Annotated in this window: 18 protein-coding genes; 13 read left to right on the top strand and 5 right to left on the bottom strand. The window is 64.4% G+C overall.

All coding sequences use genetic code 11. The features are described 5' to 3' along the window. Positions 1–3 precede the first annotated feature (3 nt). From SINAR_RS0127610 to SINAR_RS0127630, 5 genes are read right to left on the bottom strand one after another with little or no spacing between them, the layout of a single operon-like run. A complete protein-coding gene (locus SINAR_RS0127610) occupies positions 4–1077 on the bottom strand; it encodes a Gfo/Idh/MocA family protein (protein WP_028002084.1) in 1074 nt (357 codons plus the stop codon). Position 1078: 1 nt separating this feature from the next. Next, positions 1079–2095, bottom strand: a complete 1017-nt coding sequence (locus SINAR_RS0127615; RefSeq protein WP_028002085.1) for a Gfo/Idh/MocA family protein — start codon at positions 2093–2095, stop codon at positions 1079–1081. A gap of 22 nt (positions 2096–2117) precedes the next feature. Then, complete coding sequence (locus SINAR_RS0127620) at positions 2118–3005, bottom strand: carbohydrate ABC transporter permease (RefSeq protein WP_028002086.1); 888 nt, start codon at positions 3003–3005, stop codon at positions 2118–2120. Further along, positions 2998–3954 (bottom strand): carbohydrate ABC transporter permease, encoded by a 957-nt coding sequence (locus tag SINAR_RS0127625; protein WP_028002087.1) that lies wholly within the window; start codon positions 3952–3954, stop codon positions 2998–3000. The genes SINAR_RS0127620 and SINAR_RS0127625 overlap by 8 nt, the downstream gene beginning before the upstream one ends. A gap of 5 nt (positions 3955–3959) precedes the next feature. After that, positions 3960–5243, bottom strand: coding sequence for an ABC transporter substrate-binding protein (locus SINAR_RS0127630; protein ID WP_028002088.1), 1284 nt, complete (start codon positions 5241–5243; stop codon positions 3960–3962). Between the two features lie 193 nt (positions 5244–5436). On the opposite strand from SINAR_RS0127630, the gene SINAR_RS0127635 reads away from it, so the two are divergent. From SINAR_RS0127635 to deoA, 13 genes are all read left to right on the top strand, one after another. Next, positions 5437–6114 carry a TetR/AcrR family transcriptional regulator gene (locus tag SINAR_RS0127635; protein WP_028002089.1) on the top strand — a complete coding sequence of 226 codons (678 nt, stop codon included), beginning with the start codon at positions 5437–5439 and terminating at the stop codon, positions 6112–6114. 122 nt (positions 6115–6236) lie between these two features. Continuing rightward, on the top strand, positions 6237–7385 hold the full coding sequence (locus SINAR_RS0127640; protein ID WP_028002090.1) for a Gfo/Idh/MocA family protein: 1149 nt from the start codon (positions 6237–6239) through the stop codon (positions 7383–7385). A gap of 3 nt (positions 7386–7388) precedes the next feature. Then, positions 7389–8552, top strand: coding sequence for a dihydrodipicolinate synthase family protein (locus SINAR_RS0127645; RefSeq protein WP_028002091.1), 1164 nt, complete (start codon positions 7389–7391; stop codon positions 8550–8552). 10 nt (positions 8553–8562) lie between these two features. Further along, on the top strand, positions 8563–9978 hold the full coding sequence (locus SINAR_RS0127650; protein WP_028002092.1) for an enolase C-terminal domain-like protein: 1416 nt from the start codon (positions 8563–8565) through the stop codon (positions 9976–9978). Between the two features lie 17 nt (positions 9979–9995). Then, positions 9996–10820 (top strand): sugar phosphate isomerase/epimerase family protein, encoded by an 825-nt coding sequence (locus tag SINAR_RS0127655; RefSeq protein WP_028002093.1) that lies wholly within the window; start codon positions 9996–9998, stop codon positions 10818–10820. Positions 10821–10978: 158 nt separating this feature from the next. Further along, positions 10979–12265 (top strand): Gfo/Idh/MocA family protein, encoded by a 1287-nt coding sequence (locus SINAR_RS0127660; RefSeq protein WP_028002094.1) that lies wholly within the window; start codon positions 10979–10981, stop codon positions 12263–12265. 170 nt (positions 12266–12435) lie between these two features. Further along, positions 12436–14658 carry a heavy metal translocating P-type ATPase gene (locus SINAR_RS0127665; RefSeq protein WP_028002095.1) on the top strand — a complete coding sequence of 741 codons (2223 nt, stop codon included), beginning with the start codon at positions 12436–12438 and terminating at the stop codon, positions 14656–14658. 297 nt (positions 14659–14955) lie between these two features. Further along, the gene (locus SINAR_RS0127670) at positions 14956–16491 is read left to right on the top strand and encodes an ABC transporter ATP-binding protein (protein WP_028002096.1); all 1536 of its coding nucleotides are present in this window, start codon (positions 14956–14958) and stop codon (positions 16489–16491) included. Beyond that, complete coding sequence (locus tag SINAR_RS0127675; RefSeq protein WP_028002097.1) at positions 16488–17621, top strand: ABC transporter permease; 1134 nt, start codon at positions 16488–16490, stop codon at positions 17619–17621. The genes SINAR_RS0127670 and SINAR_RS0127675 overlap by 4 nt, the downstream gene beginning before the upstream one ends. A gap of 4 nt (positions 17622–17625) precedes the next feature. Further along, positions 17626–18597, top strand: coding sequence for an ABC transporter permease (locus SINAR_RS0127680; RefSeq protein WP_028002098.1), 972 nt, complete (start codon positions 17626–17628; stop codon positions 18595–18597). Between the two features lie 2 nt (positions 18598–18599). Further along, positions 18600–18995, top strand: a complete 396-nt coding sequence (locus SINAR_RS0127685; protein ID WP_003536146.1) for a cytidine deaminase — start codon at positions 18600–18602, stop codon at positions 18993–18995. Beyond that, positions 18992–19789, top strand: coding sequence for a purine-nucleoside phosphorylase (locus tag SINAR_RS0127690; protein WP_028002099.1), 798 nt, complete (start codon positions 18992–18994; stop codon positions 19787–19789). Before SINAR_RS0127685 ends, SINAR_RS0127690 begins: the two co-directional genes overlap by 4 nt. Continuing rightward, the gene (gene deoA / locus SINAR_RS0127695) at positions 19790–21106 is read left to right on the top strand and encodes a thymidine phosphorylase (protein WP_028002100.1); all 1317 of its coding nucleotides are present in this window, start codon (positions 19790–19792) and stop codon (positions 21104–21106) included. Positions 21107–21130 lie beyond the last annotated feature (24 nt).

Here is a 21130-nt window from a genome sequence, read left to right on the forward strand (position 1 = left end):
CCCTTATCGGGTATTCACGCGCCAGTCGGCATATTTTGGACTGTCCGGCCCAAGCGGTAGTTCTATTTCGCGCCCTGTATCCGCGGACTGATAGATCGCCGTCACCAGTTCCAGCGCGCGGCGCGCATCCTGCGTCGTCACGGGCAGGGGCCCCCTGCCGCTCAGGAAATCGTGGAAATGCGCCATCTGGGTGGTGAAGCGTGGCGAGACCGGACGCCAGTCGCCGGTCACTTCGTCGATCCGGGCCTGCACCTCGTCGTTTGCCGCGATGATCTTCCACGGGTCCTTACCCGGCGCATAAGGCTCGTGGCTGCTTTCGAAAGTGACGTTCTCGAAATGCAGCCTGAGCCGGCTGATCTGCTCCTGCGAGCCGAGCGTACAGGAAAGCGAAACGAAAGCGCCGTTCTTCATGAGCAGGCTTGCCGAGGCGCAATCCTCGACCTCGATATCGTTGACCCGGGTCGCGACGCGGCCGAATACGCGCGCCACCGGGCCGAGAAGATGCAGCATCATATCGTGCAGATGCAGCGCGTGGGTGACGAGCACGCCGCCGAGCTCCGTTGCCCACTTGCCCCGCCAGGGGACGGAATAATATTCGGGCGTGCGCAGCCAGAAAGTCTCGACCGAGCCGACATAGGGCTTGCCCGCAATGCCCGCCTCGATGATGCGCTTGGCTTTCTCGATGCCGTCGCCGTAGCGATACTGGAAGATCGGCATCAGCACGCCACGGGCCGCTTTCTCGGCTTCCATGATCGCATCGACGCCCTGGAGCGATCCGGTCAGCGGCTTTTCGCAGATCACATGCTTGCCGGCGGCAAGTGCTGCGAGCACCTGTTCGAGATGGATGCCGGGCGGGGTGCAGATGTCGATGATGTCGATGCTGTCGTCTGCGAGAAGTTCATCGATGGAGCGGGTCCGCTGCTCGATGCCGAATTCGTTGCCGACCTCGTTCAGCCGCTCCTCGTTGAGATCGCAGAGAGCCTGGACCCGGAACTTGTCCGGGTGCGGCTGATAGCCCTCGACGATGTGCGAACGCCCGATGCCGCAGCCGATGATGGCGACTGTCTTCACGCTCATGTCAGTTCCTGTCCCCGTTCTGTTCGGCGATCGCCTGCGCCTGAAGCGCAAGCTCCATGGCCTTGAAGCAGCGCTCCTGCGGCATCGCGGTTTCGGTCCTGTCGCGGATGTCGGCGAGGAACTGGCGCCCGAAGGGCAGGTCGACGCCCGAGCAGTCGATATGTTCGACGCCGTTGCGGTCCGCGAGAAACAGGTGGTTGCCGCCTTCGCGCCCGGCGAGATCGACCGTCTTGCGGACCTCGATCGTTCCGGATGTGCCGACGATGAAGAGCCGGCCGTCGCCCCAGGTCGGCATTCCCTCCGGGGTCAGCCAGTTCACATGGATCATGCCGGTGGTCCGCCCCGTCGAGAGGTGGATGCTGCCCGTGTCCTGCAGTTCCGGAGCGTCGGGAACGCTCCGGTTGCCGACGCTCGCCGAAAGCACGGTCGCGTCGTTGACGCCGGTGAAGAACAGGAACTGCTCGCACTGGTGCGACGCGATGTCGGTCAGGATGCCGCCATAATCCGCGCGGCGGAAGAACCAGTCGGGCCGGGTCTCGCGGCGCAGCCTGTGCGGGCCGAGGCCGACGATGTGCACCACCTCGCCGATCGCGCCGGCGGCGACGAGCTCGCCGGCCTTGACCGTGGCCGGGCTCTCGAAATGCTCCGAATAGAGAATCGAGAAAATGCGGCCCGTCTCGGCCTGGACCCGGCGCAGCTTGGCGAGCTGGTCGAAGCTCGTCATGCCCGGCTTGTCGACAAGCACGTCCTTGCCGTGCTGCATGGCGCGGATCGCCAGTTCCGCGCGCTCGCTCGAAACGGCGGCCGAGACGATGAGGCCGATGTTCTTGTCCTCGAGGACTTCCTCTGCCGTCGCGATGCGCCGGGCGTCTCCGTAGACAGCGGAAAATTCCGCGGCCAGCGCATCGTCCTTCTCGTGGAAGCCGGCGAGGCGGGCGCCGGCCCGAAGCAGACAATTGACCTGGCCGTAGATATGGTTGTGGTTGAGCCCGACGGCAGCGAAACGCAGTTCGTCCATGATGATTTTCAAGCTCCGTCGCTCAGCGCTTCATGCCGGTAGTGGCGATGCCCTCGATCAGAAGGCGCTGGAAGAAGAGGAAGAAGAAGAACACCGGTACGAGCGACAGCGTCGACATGGCGAAGAGCCCGCCCCAGTCGGAGGTGCTGCTCGAGTCGACGAAGGTCCTGAGGCCAAGCTGGATCGTGTAGCTGTTCATGTCGTTCAGGTAGATCAGCGGCCCGAAGAAATCGTCCCAGGTCCAGATGAAGGAGAAGATTGCGGCCGTCGCCAGAACGGGAAGCGATAGCGGCAGCATGATCTTCCAGTAGATGCGCCAGGCGCCGCAGCCGTCCATCATCGCCGCCTCGTCCAGTTCTCGCGGGATTCCGCGGAAGAACTGCACCATCAGGAAGATGAAGAAGGCATCGCTGGCGAGGAACTTCGGGACGACCAGCGGCAGGAATGTGTTCACCCAGCCGAGGTCGAGGAAGAGCACATATTGGGGAATGAGCGTCACGTGATAGGGGATCATCATCGTGCCGAGCATGATCGCGAACCAGAAATTCCGCCCCGCAAAGCGCAGCCTTGCGAAGGCATAGGCTGCGAGCGAGCAGGCGACGACATTGCCGACGACGGTGAGGACCGCAATGACCAGCGAGTTCCAGAAGAACCGCCCGAAGCTGACGTCGAGCCCGAACCAGCCCCGCACATAGGAGGAGAAGTCCACCGCGGACGGCCAGAGCGATGTCGAGGCGAATATTTCGTCCTCCGGCCGCACCGAAGCCGAGATCATCCACAGGAGCGGATAGATCATCGCGATGGAGGCAGCGATCAGGGCGGCGTGAACGAGGATCGATCCGACGGGGCCGCGGCGCCCCGTGGGGACCGGTGGCGGGGCGGTTGCCGAGCTCATGGTCGCGTCAGTCATCGTAGTGCACCCAGTAGCGAGAGGTGAGGAACGAGAAGGCCGTGAACAGCCCGATGATCAGCACGAGAATCCAGGCAAGCGCCGAGGCGTAGCCCATGCGGAAATTGCCGAAGGCCTCCTGGTATAGGTAAAGAGTGTAGAAGAGGGTCGAGTTGATCGGGCCGCCGGTGCCGCCGGAAATGATGAAGGCGGGGGTAAAGGCCTTGAAGGCGTCGATCGTCTGGACAACCGCATTGAAGAAAATGACAGGCGTCAGCAGCGGCAGCGTGATCTTGTAGAACTGACGGAACCTGGACGCGCCGTCGAGACTCGCCGCTTCGTACATGTCCGTCGGGATCTGCCGAAGGCCCGCAAGGAAGATGATCATCGGCGACCCGAATTGCCAGACGCTTAAGACCACGAGCGTCCATATCGAATAGTCCGGATGCGAGATCCAGCTCGGCCCCTCGATGCCGAACTGGGCGAGCAGGCTGTTGATCAGACCGTCGCCGGCGAAGAGCTGACGCCAGAGCACGGCGATCGCGACGCTGCCGCCAAGCAGCGACGGCAGGTAGAAGATGGCCCGATAGACGGTGAGTCCCCGGACGCCGCGGTCGAGAAGGATCGCGACGAGCAGCGCGAAGGCGAGCTTGAAGGGCACCGAAAGCACGACATAAAGGAAAGTCACCTTGACGGCGGCGGCGAATTTCGGGTCGGCCGTCGCGATGCGCGCGTAATTGGCGGTGCCTATCCATTCCGGCGCTCGGATCAGGTCGAAATTCGTGAAGGAGAGATAGAGCGATGCGATGGCGGGCCCGAGCGTCAGGCCGAAGAAGCCGATGAGCCAAGGCAGCAGGAACATGTAGCCGGCTCCGTGGCGTGCCCATATCCTGGCCAGGCGGCCCTGTGCGGCCGGGCGCGAAGACGCACCCGTGCCGACTGCGACAGCGGTGTCCTGCACGGCCGCCATCCCCCTTAACCTCGCGCGAGGATTTGGCTGACCTCGTTCACCAGCGCCTCGCCTCCTTGCTTGGCGTCGAGCTGACCGAAGCCGACCTGTTCGGCGACGTTGCGCAGAGCGAATTCCGCCTCGCCGGCACCGCTGGGCGGCGGCGGCGGCAGATCGCCGGCAAGCGCTCCGAGGCCCGAGACGTAGTCGAGCATGGCGCGGCCGAGCTCATCGAGCGTCGAAGCCAGTTTTTCGCGTACGGCTGCCGATTCCGGCACGCCGCGCTCGACGCCAAGGATTTCAGCGGCTTTCGGATCCTTGACGAAGAAGTTGACGTATTTTGCGCCGAGCTCCGGATCCTTGGTCTGAGCCGAGACCGAGAAGAACATCGACGGTTTGCGGTAGTGGCCACCCTTCGCGTCCTTTTCGATCAGCGGATGGCTTCTCAGCGCCAGCTTGTCCTTGTTGATGCCCTGATAGGCGACGAACTGGTTGGAGTGGGCGAAGGAGGCGGCCGCCTTGCCGAGCGACAGCGGGCTCGTCTCCACATTGTACTGGTCGAGAGCCTGGATATCCGGCGGGACGCAGGCCTTTTCCTCGCGCATTTTCTGCCACATGGCGAACCATTCGGTCGCATCATCCGCATCATAGGCAATCTTGCCGTCCGCGGTGAAGAGTGCCTTGCCGCGCTGGCGCAGCCAGTTTTCGAGAAGCGGCTCGACCGCGCTGCCGTCGGAGAGGCCATAGAAGCCCTTGCGCTTTCCGGCCTTGGTGATCTCGGCGCCGATGCGCGCCATCTCTTCCCAGGTGGTGGCCGGCGTCGGCAGCTCGACGCCGGCTTCCTCGAAGGCGGCGGCATTGACCATCATGGCCGCCGAGTTGGCGCCGAGGCTGATGCCGTAGAGCTTGCCTTCGACGCTGCCGCCCTTGATCTGCACCTGGTCGAAATCCTCGACCTGGAGCACGGATCCGAGATAGTCGTCGAGCGGTGCGAGCGCGCCGCGCCGGGCATATTCGACGATGTAGCGATAGTCCATCTGGATGATGTCGGGTGCGTTTCGGCCGGCGACCTGGGTCGCAAGCCGCGGCCAGTAATCGCCCCAGCCGAGGAATTCGCCGTTGACGGCGACGCCCGAATTCTGCTCCTGAAAGAGCTGGTTGACCTTGTTGGTGCGGTCGGCCCGGGCCTGCGAACCCCACCAGAGCACCCGCAGCCGCGCCTCCTGCGCAAAGGCGGGCGCCAGTGCCGACATCGAAAGAAGCGCCGCCCCTCCCGCGAGTACATTTCGCCTGCTGATCTTATGCGTCATCTGTTCCTCCTCCCTTCGGAACGCCTCCACAACGTTCCGGCCTCTTGCAACAAATAACTATTTGGTTACAAGTTATGGACAAGCGATGATCCTGTCAAGCAGTTGTGTGCGGAACTATCATTGACTTGTAAATTATTTTGACAAAGTTGCACCGAATGCCGCTAAAGGCAAGAGGTTGCGGAGGTTGCGTGTGATGGAGAAGATACGAGACGGAGCGAAGGGGAGGAGCGGGTCCGGGGGGCGGGCGGAACGGCCGCTGCAGCGCGACCCCGAGCGCACGCGCGCATCGATTCTCGCCGCCGCAACCCGGGAGTTCGCCGAAAACGGCATGGGCGGCGCCCGCGTCGATGCCATCGCCGAGAGGGCGGGCATCAACAAGCGCATGCTCTACCACTACTTCGGCGACAAGGAGCAGCTTTATCTTGCTGTCCTGGAGGAGGCTTATGTAGGCATCAGAACCGCAGAGAAATCATTGAATCTCAGTGATTTGGAGCCTGAGCAGGGGATAGCCGAACTGGCCATGTTCACCTGGGGCTACTTCCTGGAGCATCCGGAGTTCCTCAGCCTCCTCGGCACCGAGAACCTGCACCGCGCCCGCTGGCTGCGCCAGTCGACGCGTCTCAAGGAGCTGCATTCGAGCTTCATCGACAAGCTCTCCGACCTTCTCCAGCGCGGCAAGGCGGGAGGGCTCTTCCGGTCCGATGTCGATCCGCTGAACCTCTATCTGACGATCGCCGCTCTCGGTTACTTCTATCTCTCCAACCAATACACGCTCTCGACGATCTTCGGCCGCGACCTCATGGACAAGAGCAATCTCGACGCATGGAAGCGCCATATCGTTCATGTCACGCTGGCGTCGATCCGACGCTGAACCAAGTGCATGTCGTTTTTTTTGTTGACAACTGCGATTCTCCTCTGCCACAAAGTAACCGATTAGTTACTGGCTTGGGAGGGCTGGTTCTTCCCCTCACGGGCCTCTCAGGGAGGAACGGCATGCCGCGTTTGGGTATAATATTGCACGGTGTCACCGGCCGCATGGGATACAACCAGCATCTGGTGCGCTCGATCCTGGCCATCCGCGATCAGGGCGGGATCGCGCTCCAGTCAGGCGAGAGGCTGGAGATCGATCCGATCATCGTCGGGCGCAACCGCGACAAGATGGAGCAATTGGCCAAGCGCCATGATATCGCCCGCTGGTCGACCGATCTCGATGCGGCGCTTGCCGATCCGAACGACCAGATCTTCTTCGATGCCGGCACGACGCTGATGCGTGCCGAGCTCATCGGCCGGGCGCTCGACGCCGGCAAGCACGTCTATTGCGAGAAGCCGATCTCCGACGATCTGAGGACGGCGGTCAAACTGGCGCGGAAGGCGCGCGCCTCAGGGCTCAAGCATGGGGTCGTGCAGGATAAGCTGTTCCTGCCGGGCCTTCGCAAGCTGGCCCTGCTGAGGGACTCAGGCTTCTTCGGCAAGATCCTCTCGGTGCGCGGCGAGTTCGGCTACTGGGTGTTCGAGGGCGATTGGGGCGTTCCGGCCCAGCGGCCCTCATGGAACTACCGGAAGAAGGACGGCGGCGGCATCATTCTCGACATGCTCTGCCACTGGCGCTACGTGCTCGACAATCTCTTCGGGGAGGTAAAGGCGGTCTCCTGCCTCGGCGCGACCCATATCCCGAGCCGCATCGACGAACAGGGCCGCGTCTACGACTGCGACACCGACGACGCGGCCTATGCTACCTTCGAACTCGAAGGTGGCATCGTCGCCCATATCAATTCCTCCTGGACAGTGCGCGTGCGGCGCGACGATCTCGTGACGTTCCAGGTCGACGGAACCCATGGTTCCGCTGTCGCCGGGCTCACGAAATGCTGGACGCAGCACCGCGTCAACACGCCGAAACCCGTCTGGAATCCTGATCAGCCGCAGACGATCGATTTCTACAGGACATGGGACGAGGTGCCGGATACGCAGACCTTCGACAATGGCTTCAAGGCGCAATGGGAAATGTTCCTGCGCCACGTGGCGGAGGACGGCCCCTGGCCCTATGGGCTCGAGGCCGGCGCCAAGGGCGTGCAGCTTGCGGAACTCGGTCTCAAATCCTGGGCGGAGCGCCGCTGGCTCGACGTTCCGGCGTTGGAGCTGTGAGCCATGGTCACGATCGATCTTCCAATCGAAGGCAGGCTTGCCCGCTATGAACTTGCGGGCCGGCCGGTGCCGTTCAGCAGGCGCGATGCGAAGGCCTTTTCCAGGGTCGCATTCGCAGCCGCCCATGTGGTCGCCGATCCGCTCGCCGACAACGATCCCTGGCTGGCGCCGGCGATCGACTGGGAGCGCACGCTCGCCTTCCGTCACCGCCTCTGGGACCTCGGTCTCGGCGTCGCCGAGTCGATGGATACAGCCCAGCGCGGCATGGGCCTCGGCTGGCCGGAAGCGCGCGAACTCATCCGCCGCTCGCTTGCCGAAGCGCGCGGCCGCCAGGGCGCGCTGATCGCCTGCGGCGCCGGCACCGACCATCTGGCGCCAGGGCCGGACGTGTCGATCGATGATATTCTCCGGGCCTATGAGAGCCAGATCGAGGCGATCGAGGCAGAAGGAGGCCGGATCATCCTGATGGCGAGCCGGGCCCTTGCCGCCGCGGCAAAGAGCCCGGAGGACTATATCCACGTCTACGACCGCGTTCTCTCGCAGGTGAGGGAGCCGGTGATCATCCACTGGCTCGGCGAGATGTTCGATCCCGCGCTCGAAGGCTACTGGGGCAATGCCGACCACATGGCGGCGATGAAGACCTGCCTCGACGTCCTCGAGGCGCATGCCGCAAAGGTCGACGGCATCAAGATTTCGCTCCTCTCCAAGGAGAAGGAGATCGTGATGCGGCGGCAATTGCCGAAGGGTGTGCGCATGTATACCGGCGACGACTTCAATTATGCCGAACTCATCGCCGGCGACGAGGAAGGGCATTCGGATGCGCTGCTCGGCATCTTCGACGCCATCGCACCGGTAGCTTCGGCGGCGCTGGAAGCGCTGGGTAGCGGGCGGAACGGCGAATTCTTCGAACTGCTGGAGCCGACGGTGCCGCTCTCGCGCCACATCTTCAAGGCGCCGACGCGTTTCTACAAGACCGGCGTCGTCTTCCTCGCCTATCTGAACGGCCTGCAGGACCATTTCGTCATGATCGGCGGGCAGCAGAGCGCCCGATCGCTCGTCCATCTCGCCGAGCTTTTCCGCCTTGCGGACAAAGCCGGGGTCCTGGCCGATCCGGAGCTTGCCGCCGCCCGCATGCGGCGCGTGCTCGCCGTGCACGGCGTCGAGTGAGGGCTTTGCGATGACGGAAGCCCTGCGCGTCAGGCTGGTCGAAGCGGAGGTTTTCGAGCGGCCGGTCGAATTCCGTTTCCCCTTCCGCTTCGGGTCGGCGCGCGTTGCGACCGCGCCGCAGGCTTTCGTCCGGGCGCGGGTGGAGGATGCGCGCGGCCGGTCCGCCACCGGCTGGTCGGCCGAGATGATGATGCCGAAATGGTTCGACAAGAACCCGGGCCTTTCGCCGGAGGATAATGTCGAGCAGCTGCGTGCCTCCTTGCGGCTGGCGATCGAAGGACTGACATCGCTGCAGGCGCAGACCCCCTTTGGCCTGCATGCGGCTGCCGAGGGTGATCACCATCGGGCGGCAGCCGGGCATGGCCTGCCAGCCCTTGTAGCCTCCTACGGCCTGGCGCTCCTTGACCGCGCCATCCTCGACGCGCTGTGCCGCATGACCGGAGCAAGCGCCGCCGAGGCGCTCAGAGGCAACCTGGCGGGCATCACCGGCGCCACCGCGCCCGATCTGGCAGGCTTCGACCTTGCGCGGTTCCTCTCGCGCCTCGAACCCGGTCCGAGGCTGGCCGTCCGCCACACGATCGGCCTTGCCGACGCGCTGACGGCGGCCGATCTCGCGCCCGGGCAGCGGCTGGAGGACGGCTTGCCGCAGACGCTGGAAGAGGTGATCGCCGCCTACGGCCACCGCTATTTCAAGATCAAGGTTTCGGGGCGCCCGGCCGAGGACACCCGGCGCCTGCTCGCCATCGCCGCGATCCTCGACCAGGGCGTCGATTCGTATCGGGTGACGCTCGACGGCAACGAACAGTTCGAAAATGCCGATGCCGTTGCCGATCTTCTCGACCGGATCGCCGGCGAGCCGCGTCTCGAAAAACTTCGCGCCTCGGCGCTGTTCTTCGAGCAACCGATCGCTCGCGCCGAGGCGCTGTCGAAACCGGTCACGGAGGTCGCCCGGCGGATGCCGCTCGAAATCGACGAGTCCGACGGCGATATCGGCGCATTTCTCCGTGCTCGCGCGCTGGGGTATGCCGGCATCTCCTCGAAGTCCTGCAAAGGCTTCTACCGGGCGCTCATCAACCGCGCTCGCGTGGAGAAGTGGAACGCCGAAGCCGGGACCGCACGCTATTTCATGTCCGCGGAGGACCTGACGACGCAGTCGGGCCTGGCGCTCCAGCAGGACCTCGTGCTGGCAGCACTTATCGGCGCCGGCCACATCGAACGCAACGGTCACCACTATGTCGACGGCATGGCCGGCGCCCCGGCGGCAGAGCAGACCGCCTATCTCGACCGTCATGGCGATCTCTACGAGAGCGCGTCCGGGCGGGCGCGGCTGGCGATCCGGGGCGGCGAAATCACTTTTTCCACCGTCTTGCGGTCCGTCGGCCTCGGCTCATCCGTCGAGCCGGACTGGGCGGCGATGGTGTCCTAGAATCGGGAGGAGAACATATGCTGGTCGAAGGGCTTTCCATCAATCTGGCGACGATCCGGGAGCAATGCGGCTTCGCCGAAGCCGTGGATGTCTGTCTGAAGCAGGGCATCACGGCGATAGCGCCCTGGCGCGACCAGGTGGCAGCGATTGGTCTCGACGAGGCCGTGCGCATCGTTCGCTCCAACGGATTGAAGCTCACCGGCCTGTGCCGCGGCGGCTTCTTTCCGGCACCGGACGCGGTGGGCCGCGAAAAGGCGATCGACGACAACAGGCGCGCGGTCGACGAGGCAGCGGAACTCGGCGCCGATTGCCTGGTGCTGGTCGTCGGCGGCCTGCCGGGCGGCTCGAAGAACATCGACGCGGCACGCCGGATGGTCCTGGAAGGGATCGCGGCGGTGCTGCCGCATGCACGCGCGGCCGGTGTTCCGCTTGCGATCGAGCCGCTGCATCCGATGTATGCCGCCGACCGCGCCTGCGTGAACACGCTCGGCCATGCGCTCGACATCTGCGAGACCCTTGGTCCGGGCGTCGGCGTGGCGATCGACGTCTATCACGTCTGGTGGGATCCCGATCTCTACGAGCAGATCGCGCGGGCGGGCCGGATGAAGGCGATCCTCGCTCACCATATCTGCGATTGGCTCGTTCCGACGAAGGACATGCTGACGGATCGCGGCATGATGGGCGACGGCGTCATCGACCTCAAGGGCATCCGGCGCCGGATCGAGGCCGCCGGCTTCCACGGGGCGCAGGAGGTCGAGATATTCTCCGCAGACAACTGGTGGAAGCGCCCGGCCGACGAGGTGATCGCGACCTGTGTGGAACGCTACCGGAATTGCTGTTGAAGGCGTTGGCCGGCAGTTTTTCTTACAAGTAAATGACGGACCTGTCGGCAAACCGCCTTGACTTCCGTGAAAGCTGGTCTCTAGCATGTATTATAAATTTACATGTATCGCTGCCGCCCCGTGCGGCGTCACCCCGGACAGGATTGCGTGAGGGAATGATGGACAACAAGCGTCGTTTTGCGCTGGTCGGGACCGGCAACCGCGGAACCACCATGTGGGGCAGGGACCTTCTGGCCGGCTGGCGCGGCCTCGTCGAACTCGTCGCCATCGCCGACACGAACTCGCTGCGGGCCGAACGCGCCCGCACCATGATCGCCACCAATGCGCCCGTTTACGGCGATGTCGACGCGATGCTCGCCGAAACGCGTCCGGATCTCGTCATCGTCTGCACGCCGGACGACACGCATGACGATATCGTCGTGAGCGCACTGGAGTCCGGCGCCGATGTCATCACCGAAAAGCCGATGTCGACCACGGTCGAGAAAATCCGGCGCATTCTCGATGCGGAAAAGCGGACCGGGCGGCGGGTGGACGTTTCCTTCAACTATCGCTTCGCGCCGACCGCAGCGCGCATCAAGGAGCTCCTCAATGCCGGCGAGATCGGCCGCGTCACGTCGGTCGACTTCCACTGGTATCTCGATACGCGCCACGGCGCCGACTATTTCCGCCGCTGGCACGCCTATGCGGAACGCTCGGGCAGCCTCTTCGTGCATAAGGCGACACACCATTTCGATCTCCTGAACTGGTATCTCGACAGCGATCCGGACGCGGTCAGCGCCTTTGCCGACCTGCAGATGTACGGCCGTAAGGGACCGTTTCGCGGTCCGCGCTGCAAGCTCTGTCCTCACAAAAGCGCTTGCGACTTCTACCTCGATCTCGAAGCCGATCCGTTTCTCGACTCGCTCTATGAGGAACCTTCCGAAATCGACGGCTATTTCCGCGACGGCTGCGTCTTCCGCGAGGACATCGACATTCCCGATACGATGGTCGCGAATATTCGCTACCGCAACGACGTCCACGTCTCCTATTCGCTCAACACCTTCCAACCGATCGAGGGCCATCACATCGCCTTCAACGGTACGAAGGGCAGGATCGAGCTTCGCCAATACGAGGACCAGCCCTGGGAGACGCCGCCCGAGGACGGGATCCTGCTCGTCCGCAACTTTCCGAAGGGCAGGCCGGCGATCGAGCGGATCACGGTGCCGCATTCTCCCGGAGGGCATTACGGCGGCGACGATCGGCTGCGCAATACGCTCTTCGAGCCGGATGCGAAGGATCCGCTGGGACAGCGCGCAGGCGCGCGGGCCGGTGCCATGTCGGTCCTTTGCGGCATCGCGGCGCTTCAGAGTTCGCGTACGGGCAAGATCGTGCGTCTGGCCGATCTCATGCCGGAATTGTTCACCGAGGAGGCGCAGGCGGTGCGCAAGCTTGCGGCGAATGCCTGACAGCGGGTAGTCGGATCGGGGTCTTAGCGCGAGAGTGATACCCCTCTGCTGCCCGGCAGGGCAGAGGGGGTGCCGCGTTCGTGAAGTCAGAAGTCGTCCTCACATTTTTCCTCTTGAACCTCTAGTCGCTAGAGGAGTTAGCCTGCTTCCGGTTTCGTAAGGAGCATGGAATGACAGGCATATTTCGGGAAACGAGATTTCGCATCGATGGGATGGATTGCGCATCCTGCGCTGCCAAGATCGACACGGCGGTAAGGAGGGTTGCAGGGGTCGAGGACGTCAATGTCTCAGTGGCCGTCGGCACCATGACCGTCCGGCACGCGGCGCGCGACGATATCGGCGCGCAGGTGATACGGAAAGTCGGCGGTCTCGGCTACGGGCTCTCGCCGCTACCCGTGGCGACGGAACGGGCGCCGGCTGAGGGCGAGCATGTCTGCTGCGGCCACAACCATGCTGCGGATGGCCAAACGTGCCACGATCACGGGCAGGCCGCCGCTCTTCCGGCAGGCGCGGAACCGTCGTCTTATCTTGCCACGCCCCTGCCATGGTGGCGAACGGCAAAGGGCAAGCTTACGCTCGCTTGTGGCATCGCCCTTGCCGCGGCCTATGCGATCGGTCAGTTCGTCCCCGCCACCGAGCCCTGGATCTTCACGCTCGCCATGCTCGTCGGCCTGGTGCCAATCGCGAGACGCGCCCTCATGGCAGCGCTTTCCGGCACGCCTTTCTCGATCGAGATGCTGATGACTGTTGCTGCGGCCGGTGCCGTCTTCATCGGCGCCGGCGAGGAAGCGGCCATGGTCGTCTTCCTCTTCCTGATCGGAGAGCTGCTCGAGGGCGTTGCCGCGGGCAAGGCGCGGGCGAGCATTCAGGCGCTGACGGCGCTCGTGCCGAAATCGGCGCTTCTCGAGGAAGACGGCAGGACGGTAGAGGTACCCGCCGAAAGCCTTGCGCCTGGCGCTGTCGTCCTCGTCCGCCCCGGGGATCGGCTCCCCGCCGATGGCGTCATCGTCTCCGGCGAGAGCAGCGTCGACGAGGCGCCCGTGACGGGCGAAAGCACGCCCGTATTGAAGGAAACCGGCGCGAATGTCTTCGCCGGAACTGTCAACGGTGACGGCGCGCTGCGGGTGCGCGTCACCGCTGCCGCGGCCGACAATACCATCGCGCGCGTCATCCGTCTGGTGGAGGAGGCGCAAGAGAAGAAGGCGCCGACGGAGCGGTTCATCGATCGCTTCTCCCGCTATTACACGCCGGGCGTGGTGCTCGTCGCGGCATTGGTCGCGATCGTCCCGCCGCTCTTCTTCGCCGGCCCGTGGCAGGAATGGATCTACAAGGGGCTTGCGCTCCTTCTGATCGGCTGCCCCTGCGCGCTCGTCATCTCCACGCCGGCTGCGATCGCTGCGAGCCTTTCGGCGGGTGCGCGTCGCGGCCTTCTGATCAAGGGCGGCGCCGTCCTCGAAAAACTCGGCGGAATCACAGCCGTCGCCTTCGATAAAACCGGAACGCTCACCGAGGGCAAGCCGAAGCTGACCGACATCGTCGGCTTCGGCAGATCGGAGGCGGAGATCCTCGGCTATGCAGCTTCGCTCGAACAGGGCTCCAGCCATCCGCTGGCCCGTGCCGTCCTGTCGCGTGCCGAGGACGACGGATTGGCGCTCGTTCGCCTCGAAGGCGCCAGGGCTATCGGCGGCAAGGGCGTGAGCGCTTCCGCAGACGGCATCGAGCTTTTCCTCGGTTCGCCCGAGGCGGCCCGGGAGCGTGCGCCGCTGACGACGGAACAAGTGACGCGGATCGAGACCCTGCAGGCTGAGGGGAAGACCGTCTCCGTGCTCGTCGTCGGCGGCAAGGCGGCCGGGGCGCTCGCCATGCGCGACGAACCGCGAGCGGATGCCGCGGCGGGCCTCAGGGCGCTCGCCGATCAGGGCCTGCGCGTGGTGATGCTCACCGGCGACAACCCGGCGACGGCTGCGGCGATCGCCGGCCGGCTCGGGGGCATCGAGGCGCATGCCGGGCTTCTCCCCGAGGATAAGCAGCGCATCGTGAACAAGCTCAGGACCGAAGGATTCGCCGTCGCGAAGGTCGGCGACGGCATCAACGACGCGCCGGCGCTGGCGGCGGCGGACGTCGGCATCGCCGTTGGCGGCGGCACCGACGTCGCGCTCGAGACGGCCGACGCCGCCAGCCTCCATGCCCGGGTCTCCGACGTGGCCGCAATGGTGAAGCTGTCGCGGGTGACGATGTCGAACATTCGCCAGAACATCGTGATCGCGCTCGGCCTGAAGGCCGTGTTCCTGGTGACGACCGTCGCCGGCGTGACCGGCCTCTGGCCGGCGATCCTCGCCGATACCGGGGCAACCGTTCTGGTAACGATCAACGCATTGAGACTGCTGCGTTAGCTGATCGGGATTTAACTGCGGCCTTCCGCAAGACCCTCCCCAATCCCTCCCTTGTGAGAAGGATTGGGGAGGGAAGCGGCTTCACGCAATGGAAGGGGATCCGCGCCATGGCTGCAATCTCCCTGTGTATATTCGCGCTGGACTCTCACCGGCGATCTAATGAGAATATAAAGAGATCTCGTCGCCCAGGCTTTCGCGCCTGAAAATCGATGATAAACTTATACCAAATGGTAAAAAAATTGTCGGCACGGTTCCAGCGATGAGCCGAAGCGGGCAAAAAGGGGATCGCAGGCCAATATGAACAATATTGCCATCGAATTGCGTGGAATAGACAAGAGCTTCGGGCTGGTCCACGCCAACAAAAACATCAATCTCAAGGTTCGCAAAGGCACGATCCACGGCATCATCGGCGAAAACGGGGCGGGCAAGTCGACGCTGATGTCGATCCTCTATGGCTTCTATCAAGCCGACAGCGGTGAGATCCTGGTCGACGGCAAACCCGTTTCCATTCGCGATCCGAATGCGGCGATCTCCGTGGGCATCGGCATGGTCCACCAGCACTTCATGCTGGTCGAGAATTTTACCGTTCTCGAAAACGTCATGCTCGGCGCCGAGGACAGTCAGATACTCAACAGGGGCATCGCCAAGGCGAGGCAGGAGCTGAAGCGGCTCGAGAAGGAATATGCGCTCGAGGTCAATCCGGACGCCCTGATCGAGGAACTGCCGGTCGGCCTCCAGCAGCGCGTAGAGATCCTGAAGGCGCTTTATCGCAGGGCCGATATCCTGATCCTCGATGAGCCGACCGGCGTGCTGACGCCGGCCGAGGCGGACCACCTGTTCCGGATCCTCGACCAGCTCAAGGCGCAGGGAAAGACGATCATCCTCATCACCCATAAGCTGCGCGAGATCATGGCGGTTACGGACGAGGTTTCAGTCATGCGCCGTGGCGAGATGGTTGCGACGCGCACGACGCGTGAAACCTCGGTCGAGGAGCTGGCCGAACTGATGGTCGGCCGGCGCGTGCTGCTTCGTGTCGAGAAGGGCGAGAGCAATCCCGGCGATGTGAAGCTCGCCGTCCAGGGTCTGACGGTCAAGGACAGCCGCGGCGTGACCATGGTCGACAATGTCACCTTCGAGGTTCGCGCAGGCGAGATCGTCGGCATCGCCGGTGTGGCCGGCAACGGCCAGTCGGAACTGCTCGAGGCGATCGCCGGCATCCGCAAGGCCGCCTCCGGGACGGTTCTCCTGGACGGCAGGCCGGTGGACGTGACGGGTCACGCCGATCCGGCCGAACTCAGGAATCGCGGACTGGCGCATGTGCCGGAAGACCGGCATCACGTCGGGCTCGTGCTCAAGTTCGAGGAGTGCGAAAACGCGATCCTCGGCTACCACCATGACCCGCGCTTCGCGAACGGCATGTTCCTGAATGTCGACGCGATCCGCAAGGATGCTGAGGAAAAGATTGCCAAATACGATATTCGCCCGCCGAATGCGCGGCTGAGAACCGCCAATTTCTCCGGGGGCAATCAGCAAAAGGTCGTACTCGCGCGCGAGATGGAGCGGGATCCGGACGTCCTTATCATCGGCCAGCCGACCCGCGGCGTCGACGTGGGGGCGATCGAGTTCATCCACAAGCGGATCATCGAGATGCGCGACCAGGGCAAGGCCGTTCTGCTGGTCTCGGTCGAACTCGACGAGATACGCTCGCTGTCCGACCGCATCCTCGTGATGTTTGCCGGACGCGTCGTCGGCGAACGCAGCCCCGAGGCGACCGAAGGCGAACTCGGCCTGCTGATGGCCGGCGTCGAAGGCCGCAAGGAGGCCGCAGAATGAGTACGCCCTATGCAAAAGTACCGGGATGGGTTGAATACGGCCTTATCCCGCTGATTAATCTCGCGGTCGCGTTCCTCGTCGCCGGCCTCGTCGTGCTACTCGTCGGAGAAAATCCGCTCGAAGCCGCCTACCATCTCATCAACGGCGCCTTCGGCCGGGGCGAATATATCGGCTTCACGCTCTATTACGCGACGACCTTCATCTTCACCGGGCTCGCGGTGGCGGTCGCCTTCCATGCCGGACTCTTCAACATCGGCGGCGAAGGCCAGGCCTATGTGGGCGGCATCGGCGTGGCGCTCGCCTGCCTGTGGCTGGACCAGACGATGCCCTGGTATGTGGTCTTCCCGCTCGCCATCGTCGGCTCCGCCTTCTTCGGTGCGCTCTGGGCGTTTCTGCCCGGCTGGCTGCAGGCCAGGCGCGGCAGCCATATCGTCATCACCACCATCATGTTCAATTTCATCGCCTCCAGCCTGATGGTCTATTTGCTGACGCGCGTGCTGAAGCCGCTCGGCTCCATGGCGCCGCAGACGCGGACCTTCGCCGAAGGCGGGCAATTGCCGAAGCTCGACTGGCTGCTGTCGATCTTCGGCCTCAATATCGGCACGGCGCCTTTCAACATCTCCTTCCTCCTGGCGCTGGCGGCCGCCTTCGCGGTCTGGCTGCTGATCTGGCGCACCAGGCTCGGCTACGAGATGCGCACCATGGGCCATAGCCCGTCCGCCGCCCGCTATGCCGGTATCGGCGAAAGCCGCATCACCGTCGTCGCCATGATGATCTCGGGCGGCCTTGCCGGCATGATGGCGCTGAACCCGATCATGGGCGAGCAGTTCCGCATGCAGCTCGATTTCGTGCAAGGGGCGGGTTTTGTCGGGATCGCGGTCGCGCTGATGGGGCGCTCGCATCCGGGCGGCATCATCCCCGCCGCGATCCTTTTCGGCGTGCTCTACCAGGGCGGCGCCGAGATCGCTTTCGAGATGCCGTCGATCTCCCGGGACATGATCGTCATCATCCAGGGTCTCGTGATCCTCTTCGCCGGGGCGCTCGAGAACATGTTCCGCCCTGCGATCACGCGCGTCTTCGCGGCGCGCGGCCAGCGCGCGGCTGCCGTCGTGCAGACCAAGGGAGCCTGAAACCATGGATTTCTTCCACGTTCTCGTCGTGCTCCTGGAATCGACGATCCGCGTCTCCGTGCCGCTGGTCTTCGCGGCCCTTGCCGGCCTCTTCACCGAGCGTGCCGGAGTTTTCGACATCGGCCTGGAAGGCAAGATGCTCGGCGCAGCATTTGCCGCCGGTGCGGCGGCAGCCGTCACGCAGTCCGTCTGGGTCGGGCTCGCTGCGGCGGTCCTCGTTTCCGTGGCCCTGTCGCTGGTCCACGGCTATGCTTCGATCACCCAACGCGGCAACCAGATCGTCTCGGGTGTCGCGATCAACTTCATCGTCGCCGGTTCCACCGTGATCCTGGGCGAGGCCTGGTTCCGGCAGGGCGGCCGCACGCCGGCGCTCGCCGAAGGCGCGCGGTTCCAGACGATCAACTTCCCGGATGCGGACATGATCCGCGAAATTCCTGTCCTCGGACCGGTCTATGCGGACCTCATGTCCGGCCATTTCCTGCTCACCTATCTCGCTTTCGCCATGGTACCGATCAGCTGGTGGATCCTGTATCGCACCCGTTTCGGTCTGAGGCTGCGCGCCGTTGGCGAGAACCCGGGCGCCGTCGACACCGCCGGCATCTCGGTGATCTGGCTCAGATATCGCGCTGTCATCTGCTGCGGCATTCTCTGCGGATTTGCCGGCGCCTATCTGTCGCTGGCGATGACGGCAGGCTTCGTCAAGGGTATGACGGCGGGCAAGGGCTATATCGCGCTCGCGGCGCTCATTTTCGCCAAATGGCGGCCGCTCAACGTCATGTTCGCCTGCCTGCTCTTCGGCTTCCTCGACGCGCTCGCGATCCGTCTGCAGGGTACACCCTTGCCGCTTATCGGCCAGGTTCCGGTACAGCTCATGCAGGCGCTGCCCTATATCCTCACCGTCATCCTGCTTGCCGGCTTCATCGGCAAGGCCATTCCGCCAAAGGCGGGAGGCGTACCCTATGTGAAGGAGCGCTGATCATGTCCAAGGACGAACTCTTCGTCGCGGCGCGTGAAGCCATGGCAAAGGCGCATGCGCCCTATTCCAAGTTTCCGGTAGGCGCCGCCATTCGCGCCGAGGACGGCAGGATCTACACGGGGGCAAACATCGAGAATCTGTCCTTTCCGGAGGGCTGGTGTGCCGAGACGACGGCGATCAGCCACATGGTCATGGCCGGCCAGCGCAAGATCACGGAAGTCGCGGTCGTCGCCGAGAAGCTCGCGCTCTGCCCGCCCTGCGGCGGCTGCCGCCAGCGGCTGGCGGAGTTTTCCGGCGCCAGCACCCGCATCTATCTCTGCGACGAGACGGGGATCAGGAAGACGCTCGCGCTCTCCGATCTCCTGCCGCACAGCTTCGAAACCGAGATACTCGGATGACGGCGGCGGCGGACTTCCTCAAGGGCAAGCTCGGCGGCCTTGCGCCGCGCTACGGGATCGTTCTCGGCTCCGGCCTCGGTTCGCTCGTCGATGCCGTAGATGACGCGCTTCGTATCTCCTATGCGCATATGCCGGGCTTTCCGGTGAGCAGCGTGTCCGGCCATGCCGGCGAGTTCGTGGCGGGCAGGATCGGCGACACTCCAGTCGCCGTGCTTTCCGGCCGCGCCCATTATTACGAACGCGGCGACGCCAATGCCATGCGCGTGCCGATCGAGACGCTGAAGCGGATCGGCATCGAGAACCTGATCCTCACCAATTCGGCCGGGTCGCTGCGCGAAGACATGCCGCCGGGCTCGGTCATGCGCATTGCCGATCACATCGCTTTTGCCGGCGCCAATCCGCTGATCGGCGTCGAAAGCGACGCGCGCTTCGTCGGCATGACAAATGCCTATGACGCCGCGCTGGCCGTCGGTATGGAGGAAGCCGCCGAGCGCTTGAACATCCCGCTCGCGCGCGGCGTCTATATGTGGTTCTCCGGCCCGAGCTTCGAAACGCCGGCCGAAATCCGCATGGCCCGCATTCTCGGCGCCGACGCGGTCGGCATGTCCACGGTGCCGGAGGTCATTCTCGCCCGGTTCTTCGGGCTCAGGGTTGCCGCCGCCTCAGTCATCACCAATTTCGCCGCCGGCATGACCGGCGCGGAACTCAGCCATGAAGAGACCAAGGAAATGGCGCCGCTCGGCGGCACGCGGCTCGCGGCGATCCTGAAAGAGATGATCGCGAGCGAAGGCTGAATGGCCATGCTCCCGCAGGAAGTCATACGGAAGAAAAGGAACGGCGATCGGCTCGGCCCAGGCGAGATAGCCGCTTTCATAGAGGGCGTGAGCGACGGTTCGGTTACGGAAGGGCAGGTGGCCGCCTTCGCCATGTCGATCTGGTTCTCCGGCATGAATCGCGACGAATGCGTCGCGCTGACGCTGGCGATGCGCGATTCCGGTGAAACGCTCGACTGGAGCGATCTCGCACGCCCCATCGTCGACAAGCACTCGACGGGCGGCGTCGGAGACAATGTCTCGCTGATGCTGGCGCCGCTCGTCGCCGCCTGCGGTGCGGTCGTGCCGATGATTTCGGGTCGCGGGCTCGGCCACACCGGCGGCACCCTCGACAAGCTCGAATCGATCCCCGGCTACGACATCCAGCCAGCGCCGGAACTGTTCCGCCGCGTGGCCGACGAGGTCGGATGCGCCATTATCGGCCAGACGGCCAATCTGGCGCCGGCCGACAAGCGCCTCTACGCGATCCGCGACGTGACGGCGACGGTCGACTCGGTGCCGCTGATCACAGCGTCGATCCTGTCGAAGAAGCTCGCCGCCGGGCTCCAGTCGCTGGTGCTCGACGTCAAGCTCGGCAACGGCTCCTTCATGACGGATCCCGCCGAGACCGAAGTCCTGGCGCGGTCGCTTGTCGAGGTCGCAAACGGAGCGGGCGTGCGCACTTCGGCGGTGATCACCGACATGAACGAGCCGCTGGCGGACGCGGCCGGCAATGCGCTCGAAATCGAGAGCTGCCTGGCCTACCTGCGCGGCGAAAAGGCGGGAACCCGTCTCGATCAGGTTGTGATGGCCTTGGCCGCGGAAATGCTCGTTGTAGCGGGTATTGCGGCGCACGAGGCTGAAGCCGAAGCCATGGCGCGCCGCGCCTTGGGGGGCGGGGAGGCGATGGAGCGCTTCGGCCTCATGGTGCATCGGCTCGGCGGTCCGGCCGATTTCGTCGATCGCCCGGGCGCCCATATTGCCAAGGCGCCAGCCGTCCTTGCCGTGCCGGCGGACCGGGATGGCTACCTCGCCTCCTGCGAGACGCGCGAACTGGGAGTGGCGGTCATCGAGCTCGGCGGCGGGCGCATCCGCCCGGACGACCGGATCGATCACCGCGTCGGTCTTACCGGTCTGAAACCGCTCGGGACGAAAGTCGAAAAGGGCGAGCCGATCGCCTTCGTCCATGCTGCCGACCGAAGCCGGGCCGAGGCCATCGCAAAACGGGTTGCAACGCTCTATGCGATCTCGGACGAGGAGCCGGCGCGACGGCCGGTGATCGTGTCAAAGCTCAGCTGACGAGATGCAGCGCGCCGTTCTCGA

The organism is Sinorhizobium arboris LMG 14919, from assembly GCF_000427465.1.
In the GTDB taxonomy this organism is placed as follows: domain Bacteria; phylum Pseudomonadota; class Alphaproteobacteria; order Rhizobiales; family Rhizobiaceae; genus Sinorhizobium; species Sinorhizobium arboris.

Coding starts and splice junctions, on each gene's coding strand:
- SINAR_RS0127665 (WP_028002095.1), top strand. CDS start 12,436: ATGACAGGCATATTTCGGGAAACGAGATTTCGCATCGATGGGATGGAT.
- SINAR_RS0127610 (WP_028002084.1), bottom strand. CDS start 1,077: ATGAGCGTGAAGACAGTCGCCATCATCGGCTGCGGCATCGGGCGTTCG.
- SINAR_RS0127645 (WP_028002091.1), top strand. CDS start 7,389: ATGGTCACGATCGATCTTCCAATCGAAGGCAGGCTTGCCCGCTATGAA.
- SINAR_RS0127630 (WP_028002088.1), bottom strand. CDS start 5,243: ATGACGCATAAGATCAGCAGGCGAAATGTACTCGCGGGAGGGGCGGCG.
- SINAR_RS0127690 (WP_028002099.1), top strand. CDS start 18,992: ATGACGGCGGCGGCGGACTTCCTCAAGGGCAAGCTCGGCGGCCTTGCG.
- SINAR_RS0127685 (WP_003536146.1), top strand. CDS start 18,600: ATGTCCAAGGACGAACTCTTCGTCGCGGCGCGTGAAGCCATGGCAAAG.
- SINAR_RS0127625 (WP_028002087.1), bottom strand. CDS start 3,954: ATGGCGGCCGTGCAGGACACCGCTGTCGCAGTCGGCACGGGTGCGTCT.
- SINAR_RS0127615 (WP_028002085.1), bottom strand. CDS start 2,095: ATGGACGAACTGCGTTTCGCTGCCGTCGGGCTCAACCACAACCATATC.
- SINAR_RS0127680 (WP_028002098.1), top strand. CDS start 17,626: ATGGATTTCTTCCACGTTCTCGTCGTGCTCCTGGAATCGACGATCCGC.
- SINAR_RS0127635 (WP_028002089.1), top strand. CDS start 5,437: ATGGAGAAGATACGAGACGGAGCGAAGGGGAGGAGCGGGTCCGGGGGG.
- SINAR_RS0127650 (WP_028002092.1), top strand. CDS start 8,563: ATGACGGAAGCCCTGCGCGTCAGGCTGGTCGAAGCGGAGGTTTTCGAG.
- SINAR_RS0127655 (WP_028002093.1), top strand. CDS start 9,996: ATGCTGGTCGAAGGGCTTTCCATCAATCTGGCGACGATCCGGGAGCAA.
- SINAR_RS0127620 (WP_028002086.1), bottom strand. CDS start 3,005: ATGACTGACGCGACCATGAGCTCGGCAACCGCCCCGCCACCGGTCCCC.
- SINAR_RS0127670 (WP_028002096.1), top strand. CDS start 14,956: ATGAACAATATTGCCATCGAATTGCGTGGAATAGACAAGAGCTTCGGG.
- SINAR_RS0127640 (WP_028002090.1), top strand. CDS start 6,237: ATGCCGCGTTTGGGTATAATATTGCACGGTGTCACCGGCCGCATGGGA.
- SINAR_RS0127660 (WP_028002094.1), top strand. CDS start 10,979: ATGGACAACAAGCGTCGTTTTGCGCTGGTCGGGACCGGCAACCGCGGA.
- deoA (WP_028002100.1), top strand. CDS start 19,790: ATGGCCATGCTCCCGCAGGAAGTCATACGGAAGAAAAGGAACGGCGAT.
- SINAR_RS0127675 (WP_028002097.1), top strand. CDS start 16,488: ATGAGTACGCCCTATGCAAAAGTACCGGGATGGGTTGAATACGGCCTT.